Source organism: Devosia sp. XGJD_8, from assembly GCF_046614475.1.
GTDB lineage: Bacteria > Pseudomonadota > Alphaproteobacteria > Rhizobiales > Devosiaceae > Devosia.
In genome coordinates, this window is the sequence record NZ_JBKJHF010000001.1 from 2,610,479 (window position 1) to 2,624,070 (window position 13,592).

Here is a 13,592-nt window from a genome sequence, read left to right on the forward strand (position 1 = left end):
GGCTTTCTTCACCTCTCCCTTTGGGGGAGAGGTCGACCGTCTTCGGTCGGGTGAGGGGGCCTTTGCTTAAATCCGTTCGCACAGAAAGGCCCCCTCACCCGTCGGCTTCGCCGCCGACCTCTCCCCCAAAGGGAGAGGTGGCCCGGCGCAAGATCCGATGGGTCCGCACCATACTCATGGCCCGGCCGGGGTAACCTCGATGGCGCCCGCGCCCATATTCGCCCGGAACTCGGGGCGATACATGTCCTCCACCGTGGCGCCGGGCAGCACGAAGCTGCCGGGAGATACCGCCCGCACCAGATAGGCGGTGGTGAAGCTGCCGGTTTCCGAGAAGTAGCGGAACGCGGCAACATACTGGTCGGTCCGCGACTCCACATGGGTGGCGGTATCCAGGCTGAGCCAGCTGAAGTCCGAGACCCCGCCTCCGGCCGACAGGTCCGGATTTTCGATCTCGAAGCCCGCCGGCAGCGGATCGGCCACCATATATTGCCCCGATCCGAGCTGCTGCGGCCACACGGTCAGCACCACGACGAGCCGCTCGTTCTGCCCGAGCGGATCAGCCTGAGGATCGATGGGCGTGCCATCGGGCAGGTAGTAGTCGCGGCTCAGCGTGAAGCCGTTGCTCGACGCTTCCGGTGCCTCGGCGGGATAGCCGGTGACGGTGACCTTGGCCTCGGTAGCGACATCGCCGGTATTGGCGATCTCAACCGGCGCAAAGCCGGCCTGTTCGAAGCGTCGATAGGCCTGGCCCGTCAGGGCCTCGCCATCGAGCGTGATCGAGCCATCGGTGCTGGCCTCGCCCAGTGCCGCAGCCGCAAGCAGGGTCCAGCTGTCTTCCTGCGTCGAGGTATAGTCCTTGCGGTCGCGCAGCTTGGCCAGCTGGGTAGCCAGGGCGGAGAGGTCCACGCTGGCCGGCTTGAACTCGGCGGCCAGGGCCAGCACACCGGCCATGTCGCGCAGGCGGGTGCCATAATCGGCACGGTAGCGCCTGGCATTGTCAGGCTCGGACAGGCCCGCAACGGCCGCCGCAAAGGCGGAATTGGCGCGGGTCGGATCGCCATAGAGAGACAGGGCTGCGCCGAGCTGCGCCTGGGCCAGCGGCGAACCGAAGGCATCAAGGCGCGCCTCGTGATAGTAGCGCAGATCGCCCATGGCGGCACGCCCGGCCCGGGCCAGGTCATAGAGGGCATAGGCGATGTCTTCCCCGCCATTGTCGAAATCCGAGGCGTAGGACAACTGGTTGGAGAGGTTGTCGAGCGCCATGGTCATGGCCTGCTCGGGCACCGCATAGCCCGCTGCCTTGGCGCGCAGCAGGAAGTCGGTGACAAAGCCGTCGAGCCACAGATCCCCGCCGTCGAACGGCCCCCAGAGGCCAAAGCCACCGCCGGAGGTCTGCTTGGACAGCAGGTTCGCAATGGCGTCGCTTACCGTGTCGTTGAGTTCCTCGTCTTCGGTGAGGCCGATCAGCTTGGCGACGTCGTTGAGATAGAGCAGTGGCAGGGCCCGGCTGGAGATCTGTTCGGCACAGCCATAAGGGTAGCGATCGAGCGACAGCAGCAGGCCCGGCACGTCGAGACGGGCAATGGGACCGATGGCCAGGGTCAGTGCTCCGGTATCGGCCATGTAGCTGTCGAAGAAATCCTCGCCAATGGTGACGCTCTCCCCTGCCGCAATGGGCAGCAGGCGGCTGGTGGTGACCGGCGCGCTGATCGGCCGGACACCGAGCAGCAGTTCCTTGGTCTGGGTGGAGCCATCAGGCGCCGTGATGGTCAGCACCACCGGCCAGTCGCCGATCTGCATGCCATTGAGCGACAGGTCGAGCGATGTCCGCTCGCCTTCAGCAAGCTCGATATCGGTGGACTCGCCCTGCGTGGCGATGCCGTCGCCCGTCGACAGCGCGACGCCATAGGTGCCGGCAGCGCCCCCGATATTGTTGATCTCGACCAGGAGGCGCGATTCGTCGCCAACGCGCAAGAAGCGCGGCGGGCTGAGCGTAACGACCACCGGATCGCGGACGATGACATCGGCCGAGGCATGGCCCACGGCCGTGTCGGTCCAGGCCATTGCCATGACCCGCACCGTGCCGGAGAAGTCCGGCATGTCGAAGGTGATCGTGGCCGTGCCATCGGCATCGACTTCCACGATCCCGGAATGCAGCGCGACCAGCACCGAGGTGGCCGGCGGCGTGCCGGTACGCGACGAGCCACCGTCGCCGCCCGAGCGCATGGCTCCAGCCAGGCCCTGGGTCGGATCGATCAGCGAGCCATAGAGGTCGCGAATATCCATGCCGAGCTGGCGCTGGCCGAAATACCATCCGTCCGGATCCGGCACCTTGAAGTTGGTGAGATTGAGAATGCCGAGATCCACCGCCGCGACCGCGACATAGGCGGTCTGGCCGGCGGCCAGGTTGCCCAGTTCCACGGTCGTGGTGAAGCTCTGCCGCGGCAGCGTTTCTGCTGGCGTATCGAGGGTCACAGCGAGCTTGCGATCGCCCGGTTCAACATCGGCGAAGGCCAGTCCCAGCGCCCGCGATGGCATGCGCTTCTCGCTGGCGTCAGCCGGACGATAGAGGATGGCAGTGACATAGGCGCCAGGACCCCAGGCGTCGGTGACCTCAAGCGGCACGGTGGTGCCGCCTTCGGGCACCTCGACCGCCTGCATGGCGATGACGCGGTTGTCGACCACCATCACCAGCGCGGTGCCGGAAAACTGCGGATCGAGCTTGAGATTGGCCGTCTCGCCGACTCGGTAGGCCGGCTTGTCGAGCGCAACCTGCAGCGTGTCCGGCGTGTCGCTGCCGGCATCGGCATAATAGTAGCCGGCATAGAATTCGTAGCTGGACGAAGTGGCGTCCGGGCCGGGGCTTTCGACCTCGACGCGGTAGAGGCCCCAATCGACATTGGCGCCGATGCTGGCCGGTCCGCCATCGGGCGTGTCGACAGTTCCGGTGGCGATTTCACGCGTGGTGGTAATGGCTTCCCACTGCCAGGCACTGCCGTTGCGATACCACTGGTAATTGGTCTCGACGCGCGAGATGGACCAGTCGAGGCCAGTCTTGGCCACGGCTTCGCCCTCGGGCGACACGGCTATGATATCAAAGCGCGCTTCGCTGCCCTCTTCGAGACCGGTCGCATCGCTGAAGGCCGGCTTGATGCCAATGCGATCGCCACCGGCCAGCACGGGCCGGCTGAGGCTGCGCTCAATGGTGCGGCCATTGGTGTCGACGAGGCGCAGCAGGAGCTGGGCCTCGAGCGGGCGTGTCGTGACCTGCGGTTCAGGCAAGGTCACCTCGGCCACGGCATCGCCGGATTCGTCCGTCGTACCGACCACGCCCAGCGGCTCGCGGCTGGTCTCGATGGTGTCGTCGAGCCGGCCGAAAGTATAGCCGGGGAAATCGGCCAGAGTGGTCACCGGGCGGATTATGGCATCGGCCTCGATGGCGAGGCCGGGCGCAGTGGCGCCATAGAGATACTTGGCGGCGACGTCGATCTCGGTGACGACACCGGTTTCCAGCGGCGTTTCGGGCGCGCTGATCTCGAAGGCCAGGCGTTCGGGCTCGAAATCCTCGACCAGGAAACTGGTGCTCGACAGGGCCTCCGCCTTGGGGTCGGCATAGAGCCGGGCAGTCCACGAACCGCGCATGGCCTCGGCCACCATGGGCAGAGCGGCGAAATAGCCGCCAGCGCCCGCATCATTGAGCACTTCGCGCGTGGCGACGACGCCATCGGGGCGCTCGACTTCCAGCGTCAGCGGCAGGCCGGTGACGGCCATGGCGCGGTCATCGCGCAGCAGGGCCGTCAGATAGACCGTCTCGCCTGGTCGGTAGACGCCACGCTCTGTGGTGGCGAAGACGTCGAGCGGACCCGGCGAGGGGCGGCCCTCGACGCCGCGATCGGTCAGATCGAAGGCAGGGCGGGAGAGGTCGAGGAAGGCATAGTCGCCATCCTCCGTCTCGGCGACGAGCAGCTGCGGCGCCCTGCCCCCCTCGCCGCGCGCCAGGCCCGGTGCAAACACCGCGCGGCCTTCGGGATCACTGGTGGTCTCACCGAGGACTTCATTATTGACCGCAACCAGCCGCACCGTGGCATTGGCAATGGGCTGCGCATCGGTCAGGCCACGCACGAAGGCATGCACCCCGTCATCGCCGGCAATCGTGGTGAGGCCGAGATCGGTGACGATGAACCACTGCGTGGCCATCTCGGACCAGTATTCGGAATACTCGTCCTTGATCTTGGCGGTGATCACATAGGCTCCGGCCGGCATGTCGCCGAGCGTGTCGGCCACCGGAATGGCCGTGGTGGTCAGCGCATTGGGTTCGCCCCGCGCCAGGTCAACCTCGCCGGTCCACACCTGCTCGCCGACGCGATTAGCAATGTCCTCGGCGCCATATTCGCTGAGATTGCCCTGGAAAATGCCATCGCGCACGGCGGTGGCCACAGAGCGATCACCGATCCGGTAGATCATGACCTCGGCAATATCGGCATTGACCGAGGTGATCGGCAGGCCGCCGCCGAGACCGGCAGGCATGACATAGGCATTGTTGGCAAAGCCGATAAAGGGCGAGCGGTCTGGCACATAGACATCGAGCGTGACATCGCTCAGCAAGGTTTCGCCATCCGCCGAAGGCAGCCCGGCGCGCAGGCGGATGTCATAGCGCCCACCATGCAGCAGGCCCTCGACGCAGATCTGGTCCTGCTCGGTTTCGACGGAGGCCTGCGGCGTGTCGGCAATGACGACATAGGCGGAAAGATCGGTCGACCCGCTCGGCAGCGGCGCGGAAAATACCGCGCAGACGCGCGGAGAGGCGGCTTCGGCATCGACCACGTGATTGACCACGCGGAAGCCGTTCTGCGCCACGACCTCGTCGAGATGGGCCGCGACGGCTTCGTTTGGCATGAGGCTCAGGCTCAGCCGGTAGGTGGCGATGACCTCGCGCCACATCTCGCGGTATTCCATGCCATTGGCGAGGGCCGCCAGCGCATCGGCTCGCTCCTGCGTCTCGGTGGACCGCAGGAAGGCATTCATGGCCGCCGACGTGGCGGTGACCGCAAGCTCGCGGCTGTCGTCGCCCTCGGACTGCCCGGCAACCATTTCGGCCCGCGCCAGCGCGGCCTGGGCCAGCGCCTGCCAGACCGCGCGGTCATTGGCATTGATGGCCAGCGCCTGGCGGTAGGCCACCATGGCGCCGGCCAGATTGCCCTCCTCCATGGCTTCGTCGCCCGAAGCGACGAGGCCGGCATAGGTGACCTTGGGTGGTGGCGCATCGGTCTGGGGCAGTTCATCGGCGAAACGGCGGGCCGCATCGATGATGTTCTGCGCCGGAAAGGGCAGCTCGGCCTGGCGGACGGCCTCGGTGACCGCAGGAGATGGCGCCCGGCTGACGCGGCCGGATGTGGCGCCGTCGAACTGCGCCTCTTCGCCGACCGTGCCCTTGAGGAAGCACCACCTGGATTGGGAATTGAAGGTGAAGGCGCGGCAGATATTGTCTTCGGCGCAGGCGGCGCTGCAGGCGTCGAGGTCAGTATCGCGGACAATGGCGTAGTCGAAGCCGGGCAGATCGGTGTTTTCCAGCAGCGTGATCTTCTGATCGGCAGCCGCCCCGGGAGAACTCAGCGCCAGAACGATTGCCAGACCAAGCCAGGCCGCTTTCGAGACGAACTGCATGTTGCCCTCCCAAGTTCAACGGCCTCATATGGCCGCGAAGATAAGGTTGAAGCAAGGCAGGAAAACTATCGAATTTCAGTAGAACTGTCTTTTGGACGACAGATCCCCGGCCGCCCAAGAAAAAGGCCCGCATAGCTGCGGGCCTGTCTGCAAACTGCTGGACGGTTACTCGTCCCGGTAGACCTTTTCGCGGCGCTCATGCATTTCCTGGGCTTCCAGGCTGAGCGTGGCGATGGGGCGGGCATCAAGCCGGGCAATGCCGATCGGATCGCCAGTTTCCTCGCAATAGCCGTAGGTGCCATCATCGAGGCGCTTGAGCGCCGCATCGATCTTGGCAATCAGCTTGCGCTGCCGGTCCCGCGTGCGCAATTCGAGGGAGCGGTCACTTTCCGAACTGGCGCGGTCGGCCATGTCAGGATGGTTCTGGCTCTCTTCCTGGAGGTTGTCGAGGGTCCCACGGCTCTCGCGGAGGATGTCGTCCTTCCACGCGTTGAGCTTGGCCCTGAAATACTCCCGCTGGCGCGGATTCATGAACGGCTCGTCGTCACTGGGCCGGTATTCAATCACTTCTGCAACCGAAGACATCAGCAGACTCAACTCCAATGCACCCCTAAGGCGGCCTATATATGCGCCTAGGCAACCCTCGGCAAGCGTTCAGCGCAATGCTGCTTAACCGGGAAAACCTCCAGCGCGTCAGGCGCATAGCCTGAAACTGACAACATTTTGATGACCAGCGGTCAGGCCGGAGGAAAGCGCCCGAACTTGGCGAGCTCGACGCGGACCCGCAATTCGATGTCGTCGAGCAGGCTGTCGAGGCCCGGCAGCGAGCGCTCGCGCATCTCCGAAAGCATGGCCACCATGCCATCAAGGCTGTCGGCGCTGACCCTGCCGATCAGCAGGTCGGTCTTGATCTCATCCAGCAGATCAAGCAGCGAGGCACCGCGGCGAACCGCCTTCTTCCGGGCGGTGAGCGGCCCCTCGACCGATTGCAGAGCCAGGATGGAATCGATCCCCGCCATGGCCTGCATCGGCGTTGTACCGGCGACACGTGCCGGCGCCCCGCCCCCGGCCGGGACGAAGTCCACGCCCGAGCCGGAGCGGCCCGCGGCATTGCCGCGGCCTACGCCAGAGGTTCGGTTGGTGGTGTCGATGCGCAAGCTGGGACTCAAATCGGTTCGCGGCCTTCACCGGCAAAATCTGCCGCCAGCCGTTAACAAGGCCTTAACAAGCCCGGCAAGAATTGCTCAGCAGCCCACTCCGTTCCCAGATGCGGCGCCTCCTATAGCCCGAAACCCCTTGCTATCCGGGCCTCTGCCGCCGGCCGCCAGAACTGGCACGGTTTTCGCAATGCCGTCTGCGAATGCTGCGCCATGGGGAAGGCTCGGCCAGACGACGGGGATGCCTGATGACCAGATCACTGCTGCGCAAGCTGCTCGCCGGAGCGCTCACCATAACCATGGTGCTGCTGCCGACCCTCGAGGCCAGTGCCGCGGCGGCGCGCATCAAGGACATTGTCGACTTCGAAGGCGTGCGCGAGAACCAGCTGGTCGGCTATGGCCTCGTGGTTGGCCTCAATGGCACGGGCGACAGCCTCAACAACTCCCCCTTCACCAAGCAGTCGCTGCAATCCATGCTGGAACGGCTCGGCGTCAATACCGCCGGCGAGAATGTCCGCACTGCCAATGTCGCGGCGGTCATGGTAACGGCCAACCTGCCCCCCTTTGCCACCCAGGGCTCGCGCATGGACGTGTCCGTGGCCGCGCTGGGCGACAGCGACAGCCTCCAGGGCGGCACCCTGCTGGTGACGCCGCTGGTCGGCGCCGATGGCGAGGTCTATGCCATTGCGCAGGGCCCGGTCTCCATCAATGGCTTCAAGGCCGAGGGCGATGCAGCGACCATCATCTCGGGTGTCCCTACCACCGGCCGCATCTCCTCCGGTGCCCTGGTCGAACGCGAGATCGATTTCCATCTCGGCTCGCAGACCTCCCTCCGGCTGGCCTTGCGTAACCCGGACCTTACCACGGCTCGCCGCATCGCGCTGGCGGTCAATGACTTCATCGGCGCCCCCACAGCGACCCCCGAGGATCCGGCCACGGTACGGGTCACCCTGCCCCGCGGCTTCAACGGCAATATCGTCGACCTGCTGACCGACATCGAACAGCTGATCGTCCAGACCGACCAGACGGCCAAGATCGTCATCGACGAGAATTCCGGCATCATCGTCATGGGCAAGGACGTCCGGGTGTCGAGCGTGGCCGTGGCGCAGTCGAACCTGACCGTGACCATTGCCGAGGACCCCACAGTGGTGCAGCCCAACCCGCTGAGCCAGGGCGTCACGGCGGTGGAGCCCAATACGACGCTCAATGCCAACCTGTCGGAGACCGCCCTGGCCGTAGTCAACGAGTCGGTGACGCTGCAGGAACTGGTCGACGGCCTCAATGCACTTGGCATTTCCCCGCGCGACCTGATTGCCATCCTCCAGGCCATCAAGGCCACGGGCGCCCTGCAGGCCGAGATCGAGGTGCTGTGATGATCGATACCATCAAGCAGCCCGGCTCCAGCCTCACCCCCGGCCAGATCGCCCGCGTACGCCAGCAGGCGGAAGAATTCGAAGGCGTGTTCCTCAACACCCTCACCAAGGAACTCTTCTCCAGCCTCAAGACCGACGAAAGCGTCATGGGCGGCGGCTTCGGGGAAGAAACCTGGCGCTCCATGCAGTCCGAACAGCTGGCCGCGACCATGGCCCAGAATGGGGGACTCGGCATCGCCGAACAACTTCTGCCCGACCTGCTCGCCTTGCAGGAAGCCAACAACAATCTGAACACACTGCCGGGAGCCCGCAAATGACCGCAGCCGCACGCCTCGCCGCCCTCGATAGCCTGCCGGCCGAAGAGCTCTGCAACATGGCCGAGCTGGCGCTTGCATCGCTGGTGAATGTGATGAACGAGGAAACCACGCTGTTGCGCGCCGGCCATATGCGCCAGGCGGGTACGCTGACCCCGGAGAAGACCCGGCTGGCACAGGACTATGTCGGCTTTGCCCGTTCCGTGCAGCGCCAAAGCGCGCGCCTCAAGCAGCAGGCACCCGATGCCATCGAACGCCTGCGCCTCGGCCACGAGCGCCTGGCCACGCAGATGGCCGAGAACCTGCGCGTGCTGGCAACGGCCCGTATGGTCACCGAAGACATTCTCACCGACGTCGCCAAGGTCGTGGGACAGCAGAACCAGGCCAAGACCTATGGCCGTGCCGGCACCATTACGGTGGATCCCGGCAGCTCGGCGCGCGGCATCGCCATCAACCGGGCCCTGTGACCCAGGAACAATTTGAATCGATTGGGACGGATTTAGGTAACGGCCGGACAACAGGGATGGGCTAACCGTACGGGCTGGAATTTCAGATGCAGGGACAGCGTCATGATTTCTGCCATTACAGCCGACCAGCCTATCGCCAGCGGCGCCAACATGGCCGATTACCGTCATCGCCCCCTCAAGGGCGAACGGGCCATACTGCCTGACAGCACACCCGCCGCCCGGGAAGACGCTGCCGCAAGGAACAACAGGGAATTCACGCCCGACGATCAGGGGAAGCCGGCCCAGCCGGAAGCGCCGCGCCGCGATTCATCCTCGATGTTTGCCGCTGCGGTGATCGCCGGCGCGCTGCCGCCCACGCCCCAGACCATGGAAGAGCTGATCCGCCGCATTGGCTCCAGCACCATCCCCGAGGAATCCCAGGCCCGTCTCAAGGACCTGCTGGCATAGTTCACGCCAGGTGAATGCCTGAAACGATCCCCAAAGCCCCGGTCTCCGGGGCTTTTTTCTTGCGCAGATACTCTGGCGGCCAAATTTGCCTAAATGTTCGGCATCCATTTAACAGTTCTTTAGAGCCTGACGTTCAAGGATCGCCCTGCCTCAGGAAGAGGCGCTGTAGCTTGCGTAATCCTAGAAAAGGACACTACCCTAAATGGCTGATATCTCGCTCTCGAAAGCCGTCCGTTCCAACCTGCTCTCGCTGAAGGGCACCGCGGACATGATGGCAACCACCCAGAACCGTCTGTCCACCGGCAACAAGGTGAACTCGGCCCTGGACAATCCTTCCAGCTGGTTCACTGCCAAGGGCCTCACCAACCGTGCCAGCGACCTGGGCTCCCTGCTCGACTCCATGGCGAACGGCGTCAAGACGCTCGAAGCTGCGGACAATGGCCTTTCGTCCATGACCAAGACGCTTGAATCGATGCAGTCGACCCTGCGCCAGGCTCGCCAGGACAAGTCCTTCCAGACCGCTTCCTTCTCCGTGAACGACAGCCTCACCACCGGCGAACTCTCCTTCTCGAAGGGTTCGGTTGGCAATGTGGCCCGTTCGGTCAAGCTCGCCAATGAAGACCTGACCGCCGCTGCCCTCGGCATGAACGCAGCCGTGACCGGCACCGACGGTACCGGCGAAGCTGCTGCTTCTTCGGGCACTGCAGCCTTCACCATGGCCGGCCCGCTCCACCTCGTCGACGATACCATCTCGTTCGACGTGACCGTTGACGGTGGCGCTGCCCAGACCATCGACCTGAACGCCGCTGAAATCACCGCTGCCGGCCTCACCGGCACGTCGATCACCACGGCCGAAGATCTGGCAACCGTGATCAACAACCAGCTGACCGGCGCAACCGTTTCGTTTGCCGGCAACGCACTGACCGTCACCTCGGAAAGCACCGGTTCGACGTCCGACGTCGACATCGCCATTGCAACCCAGGCCGACGGCGCCAACACCACTGCCGACGCCACCCTGGCCAACCTTGGTCTCACCGCCGCCGTCAACGGCACCGCCGGTGACGACCTCGGCACTGCCGGCTTCGCCAGCCTTACCTGGCCGAACGAAGCCATCTCGGTGAACCAGGATGCCAAGATTTCCTTCACTGCCACCATCGACGGTGAAGAGCAGGAAATCGAAATCACGCAGGACGACGTGATGAAGGCCGGCAACAACGACTCGACCATTGATAGCGCCGCAGAATTCGCTGCTATCCTCGGCTCGAAGCTGGAAGGTGTGACTGTTTCAGCTTCGGGTAACAACATCAACCTCGTGTCCGATACCTTCGGTACCGACTCGGGCGTCGACCTGACTCTGGCAACGGTCGAAGGCATTGCCTACACCGCTGACGAGCTGGTTCAGACCATCAACTCCGATGAAAACCTGACCGGCATGATCCGTGCGTCCAACGACAACGGCAAGCTGCGCATCGAGAACCAGTCGACCCAGGCTCTCGAAGTCACCGGCGCTTCCGCCGGCAAACTGACCGGCGCTGCTATCGCCGAAAGCGATATCGCTGGCAACTCCGTGCGTGCAGGCCTGGCCGACCAGTTCAACGAACTGCGCGACCAGCTTGACAAGATTGCCGACGACGCTTCGTTCAACGGTATCAATCTGCTGCGTGGCGACAAGCTGTCGATCACCTTCAACGAAACCGGTACGTCCTCGATCGATATCCAGACCGAGAACAATGAAACGATCAACTCGTCAAACCTGGGCGTGGCGACCACTCTGGAAGCCAAGGACCTCGACAGCGACACCAATATCGACGCTGAACTGGCTAAGCTGAAGTCTGCACTGAACGAAGTCCGTTCGCAGGCTTCCAGCTTCGGTTCGAATCTCTCGATCGTCGAGAACCGTCAGGACTTCACCAACGCCATGATTAACACGCTGGAAGATGGCGCCGGCAACCTGACGCTGGCCGACATGAACACGGAAGCTGCAAACCTGCTGGCTCTGCAGACCCGTCAGTCCCTGTCGCAGAACTCGCTGTCGCTGGCGAGCCAGGCCGACCAGTCGATCCTGCAGCTCATCCGTTAATCGGAAAAAGCTATATCGTTCAGTTAGTTGGGGCGGGTCGCAAGACCCGCCCCTTCTCTTTTGCGCCCTCGAAACCCGTTAATCATGGTTTACCGCGCGTCAATTCGCATGGTTAACGCCCCTTTAAGAAACCGCTGTTAACACTTGTGCAAGGGGCCGAGACGGGCCCATGGCAAGGATTGCATAGATGGCGGATATCTCCCTCTCAAAGGCCGTACGGTCGAACCTACTCTCGCTCAAGAGCACTGCCGACATGATGGAGACGACGCAAAATCGTCTCGCTACCGGCAATAAGGTGAACTCGGCTCTGGACAATCCTTCCAGCTGGTTCACGGCCAAGGGCCTTACCAATCGCGCCAGCGACCTGGGCGCGCTGATCGATTCCATGGCGAACGGCATCCAGACGCTGGAAGCCGCGGACAATGGCCTGTCGGCCATGACCAAGACCCTCGAATCGATGCAGTCGACCCTGCGCCAGGCGCGCCAGGACAAGTCCTTCCAGACCGCATCATACGGCCTCAACAAGAATCTCACCGCCGGTGAAATCAGCTTCGATGGGGGCGCAGTCGGCACCGTGCCGCGCGCAGTCAAGCTCGCCAATGAAGATTTGACCGCCACGGCGCTCGGCATGAATGCTCCCGTAGCCGGCACCGACGGCACCGGCGCCGCCGCAGCGACCGCCAGCTCTGCATCCTTCACCATGGCCGGCCCGCTCAACCTCGATGACGATACGCTCTCCTTCGACGTCGTGGTGGATGGCAACGCTGCCCAGAGTATCGACATCAACGCTGCCGAAATTGCAGCTGCCGGCCTCACCGGCACGTCGATTACCACCGCCGAAGACCTAGCCACTGTGATCAACAACCAGTTGACCGGCGCCACCGTGTCGTTCGCCGGCAATGTGCTGACGATCACGTCGGAAACCACCGGCTCGACCTCCGACGTCAACATTATGATCGCGACGCAGAACACCGGTGCCGACACCACCGCTGACGCGACCCTTGGTAATCTTGGCCTGGGCGCAGCAGTCAACGGCGCGCTAGGTCTGGATCAGGGCACTGCTGGCATAGGTTCCTTCACCTGGGGCGGCACTGCCCTCGCCTTCAATCAGGATGCCAAGATCAGCTTCGCCGCTACCATCGATGGCGAAGACCAGCAGATCGAGGTCTCATACAAGGACGTCATTGCCGCCGGCAATATGGATGGCACCATTGACGATGCGGAAGAGTTCGCAGCCATTCTCAATGCCAAGATCGAAGGCGCCAGCGTGACGGCTTCGGGCAATAGCATCAACATTGTCTCCGACACCTTTGGCACCGCCTCGACTGTCGACCTGACCGCTGCCACCGTAACCGGCACTGCCTACAATGCCGACGAACTGGTGCGCGCAATCAATGCCGACACCAATCTTCAGGGCTTCATCCGCGCCTCCAACGACAACGGCAAGCTCCGTATCGAGAATCAGTCGACCCAAGAGCTGAACATCACCGGGGCCTCCGGTGGCAACCTGACCGGCGCCGCGCTAGCCGAGAGCAAGATCACCGGTAACTCGGTTCGCGCCGGTCTGGCCGACCAGTTCAACGAACTGCGTGACCAGCTCGACAAGCTCGCCGACGACGCCTCGTTCAACGGCATCAACTTGCTACGCGGCGACAAGCTGACCATCACATTCAACGAAACCGGCACCTCGGCCATCGACATCCAGACCGACGGCGGTGAAACCGTCAACGCGCTGAACCTGGGCGTCCCGACCCAACTCGAGGAAGAGCAGCTCGACAGCGACACGACCATCGACGGTCTGCTGTCCGACATGAAGAAGGCGCTCGACGAAGTTCGCTCGCAGGCTTCCACCTTCGGCTCGAACCTCTCCATCGTGCAGAACCGCAAGTCGTTTACCACCGCCATGATCGATACGCTCGAAACCGGCGCCGGCAACCTGACGCTGGCCGACATGAACACGGAAGCTGCCAACCTGCTGGCCCTGCAGACCCGCCAGCAGCTGTCGCAGAACTCGCTGTCGCTGGCCAGCCAGGCCGACCAGTCGATCCTGCAGCTGCTGCGCTAGACGCTCATTCGTTCATCACGATACG

The 13,592-nt window shown here is 63.8% G+C and carries 9 protein-coding genes; 6 read left to right on the forward strand and 3 right to left on the reverse strand.

The features are described from left to right. Nucleotides 1-174 precede the first annotated feature (174 nt). From ACLI1C_RS12520 to ACLI1C_RS12530, 3 genes are all read right to left on the reverse strand, one after another. Nucleotides 175-5,664, reverse strand: coding sequence for an alpha-2-macroglobulin family protein (locus ACLI1C_RS12520; RefSeq protein ID WP_411397264.1), 5,490 nt, complete (start codon nucleotides 5,662-5,664; stop codon nucleotides 175-177). Between the two features lie 165 nt (nucleotides 5,665-5,829). Next, a complete protein-coding gene (dksA, locus tag ACLI1C_RS12525; RefSeq protein WP_411397266.1) occupies nucleotides 5,830-6,249 on the reverse strand; it encodes an RNA polymerase-binding protein DksA in 420 nt (139 codons plus the stop codon). 152 nt (nucleotides 6,250-6,401) lie between these two features. Further along, complete coding sequence (locus ACLI1C_RS12530; RefSeq protein ID WP_411397268.1) at nucleotides 6,402-6,821, reverse strand: flagellar assembly protein FliX; 420 nt, start codon at nucleotides 6,819-6,821, stop codon at nucleotides 6,402-6,404. Between the two features lie 299 nt (nucleotides 6,822-7,120). Between ACLI1C_RS12530 and ACLI1C_RS12535 the strand changes: the two genes are divergently transcribed. The 6 genes from ACLI1C_RS12535 (at nucleotide 7,121) to ACLI1C_RS12560 (ending at nucleotide 13,567) form a co-directional block, all read left to right on the forward strand. Beyond that, complete coding sequence (locus tag ACLI1C_RS12535) at nucleotides 7,121-8,194, forward strand: flagellar basal body P-ring protein FlgI (RefSeq protein ID WP_411398323.1); 1,074 nt, start codon at nucleotides 7,121-7,123, stop codon at nucleotides 8,192-8,194. Then, nucleotides 8,194-8,511 carry a rod-binding protein gene (locus ACLI1C_RS12540; RefSeq protein WP_411397269.1) on the forward strand — a complete coding sequence of 106 codons (318 nt, stop codon included), beginning with the start codon at nucleotides 8,194-8,196 and terminating at the stop codon, nucleotides 8,509-8,511. Before ACLI1C_RS12535 ends, ACLI1C_RS12540 begins: the two co-directional genes overlap by 1 nt. Beyond that, nucleotides 8,508-8,975 carry a flagellar protein FlgN gene (locus ACLI1C_RS12545; protein WP_411397270.1) on the forward strand — a complete coding sequence of 156 codons (468 nt, stop codon included), beginning with the start codon at nucleotides 8,508-8,510 and terminating at the stop codon, nucleotides 8,973-8,975. Before ACLI1C_RS12540 ends, ACLI1C_RS12545 begins: the two co-directional genes overlap by 4 nt. A 102-nt stretch (nucleotides 8,976-9,077) precedes the next feature. After that, nucleotides 9,078-9,422 carry a hypothetical protein gene (locus tag ACLI1C_RS12550; RefSeq protein ID WP_411397271.1) on the forward strand — a complete coding sequence of 115 codons (345 nt, stop codon included), beginning with the start codon at nucleotides 9,078-9,080 and terminating at the stop codon, nucleotides 9,420-9,422. Nucleotides 9,423-9,624: 202 nt separating this feature from the next. Then, nucleotides 9,625-11,502 carry a flagellin gene (locus ACLI1C_RS12555; protein ID WP_411397273.1) on the forward strand — a complete coding sequence of 626 codons (1,878 nt, stop codon included), beginning with the start codon at nucleotides 9,625-9,627 and terminating at the stop codon, nucleotides 11,500-11,502. Between the two features lie 187 nt (nucleotides 11,503-11,689). Further along, entirely contained in the window at nucleotides 11,690-13,567 is a 1,878-nt protein-coding gene (locus tag ACLI1C_RS12560; protein WP_411397274.1) for a flagellin, read from the forward strand. Nucleotides 13,568-13,592: the final 25 nt, after the last annotated feature.

What these genes read in the sequence shown, in the direction of transcription:
- ACLI1C_RS12520 (WP_411397264.1), bottom strand. Translation starts at nt 5,664, where the DNA reads ATGCAGTTCGTCTCGAAAGCGGCCTGGCTTGGTCTGGCAATCGTTCTG.
- dksA (WP_411397266.1), bottom strand. Translation starts at nt 6,249, where the DNA reads ATGTCTTCGGTTGCAGAAGTGATTGAATACCGGCCCAGTGACGACGAG.
- ACLI1C_RS12535 (WP_411398323.1), top strand. Translation starts at nt 7,121, where the DNA reads ATGGTGCTGCTGCCGACCCTCGAGGCCAGTGCCGCGGCGGCGCGCATC.
- ACLI1C_RS12540 (WP_411397269.1), top strand. Translation starts at nt 8,194, where the DNA reads ATGATCGATACCATCAAGCAGCCCGGCTCCAGCCTCACCCCCGGCCAG.
- ACLI1C_RS12545 (WP_411397270.1), top strand. Translation starts at nt 8,508, where the DNA reads ATGACCGCAGCCGCACGCCTCGCCGCCCTCGATAGCCTGCCGGCCGAA.
- ACLI1C_RS12550 (WP_411397271.1), top strand. Translation starts at nt 9,078, where the DNA reads ATGATTTCTGCCATTACAGCCGACCAGCCTATCGCCAGCGGCGCCAAC.
- ACLI1C_RS12555 (WP_411397273.1), top strand. Translation starts at nt 9,625, where the DNA reads ATGGCTGATATCTCGCTCTCGAAAGCCGTCCGTTCCAACCTGCTCTCG.
- ACLI1C_RS12560 (WP_411397274.1), top strand. Translation starts at nt 11,690, where the DNA reads ATGGCGGATATCTCCCTCTCAAAGGCCGTACGGTCGAACCTACTCTCG.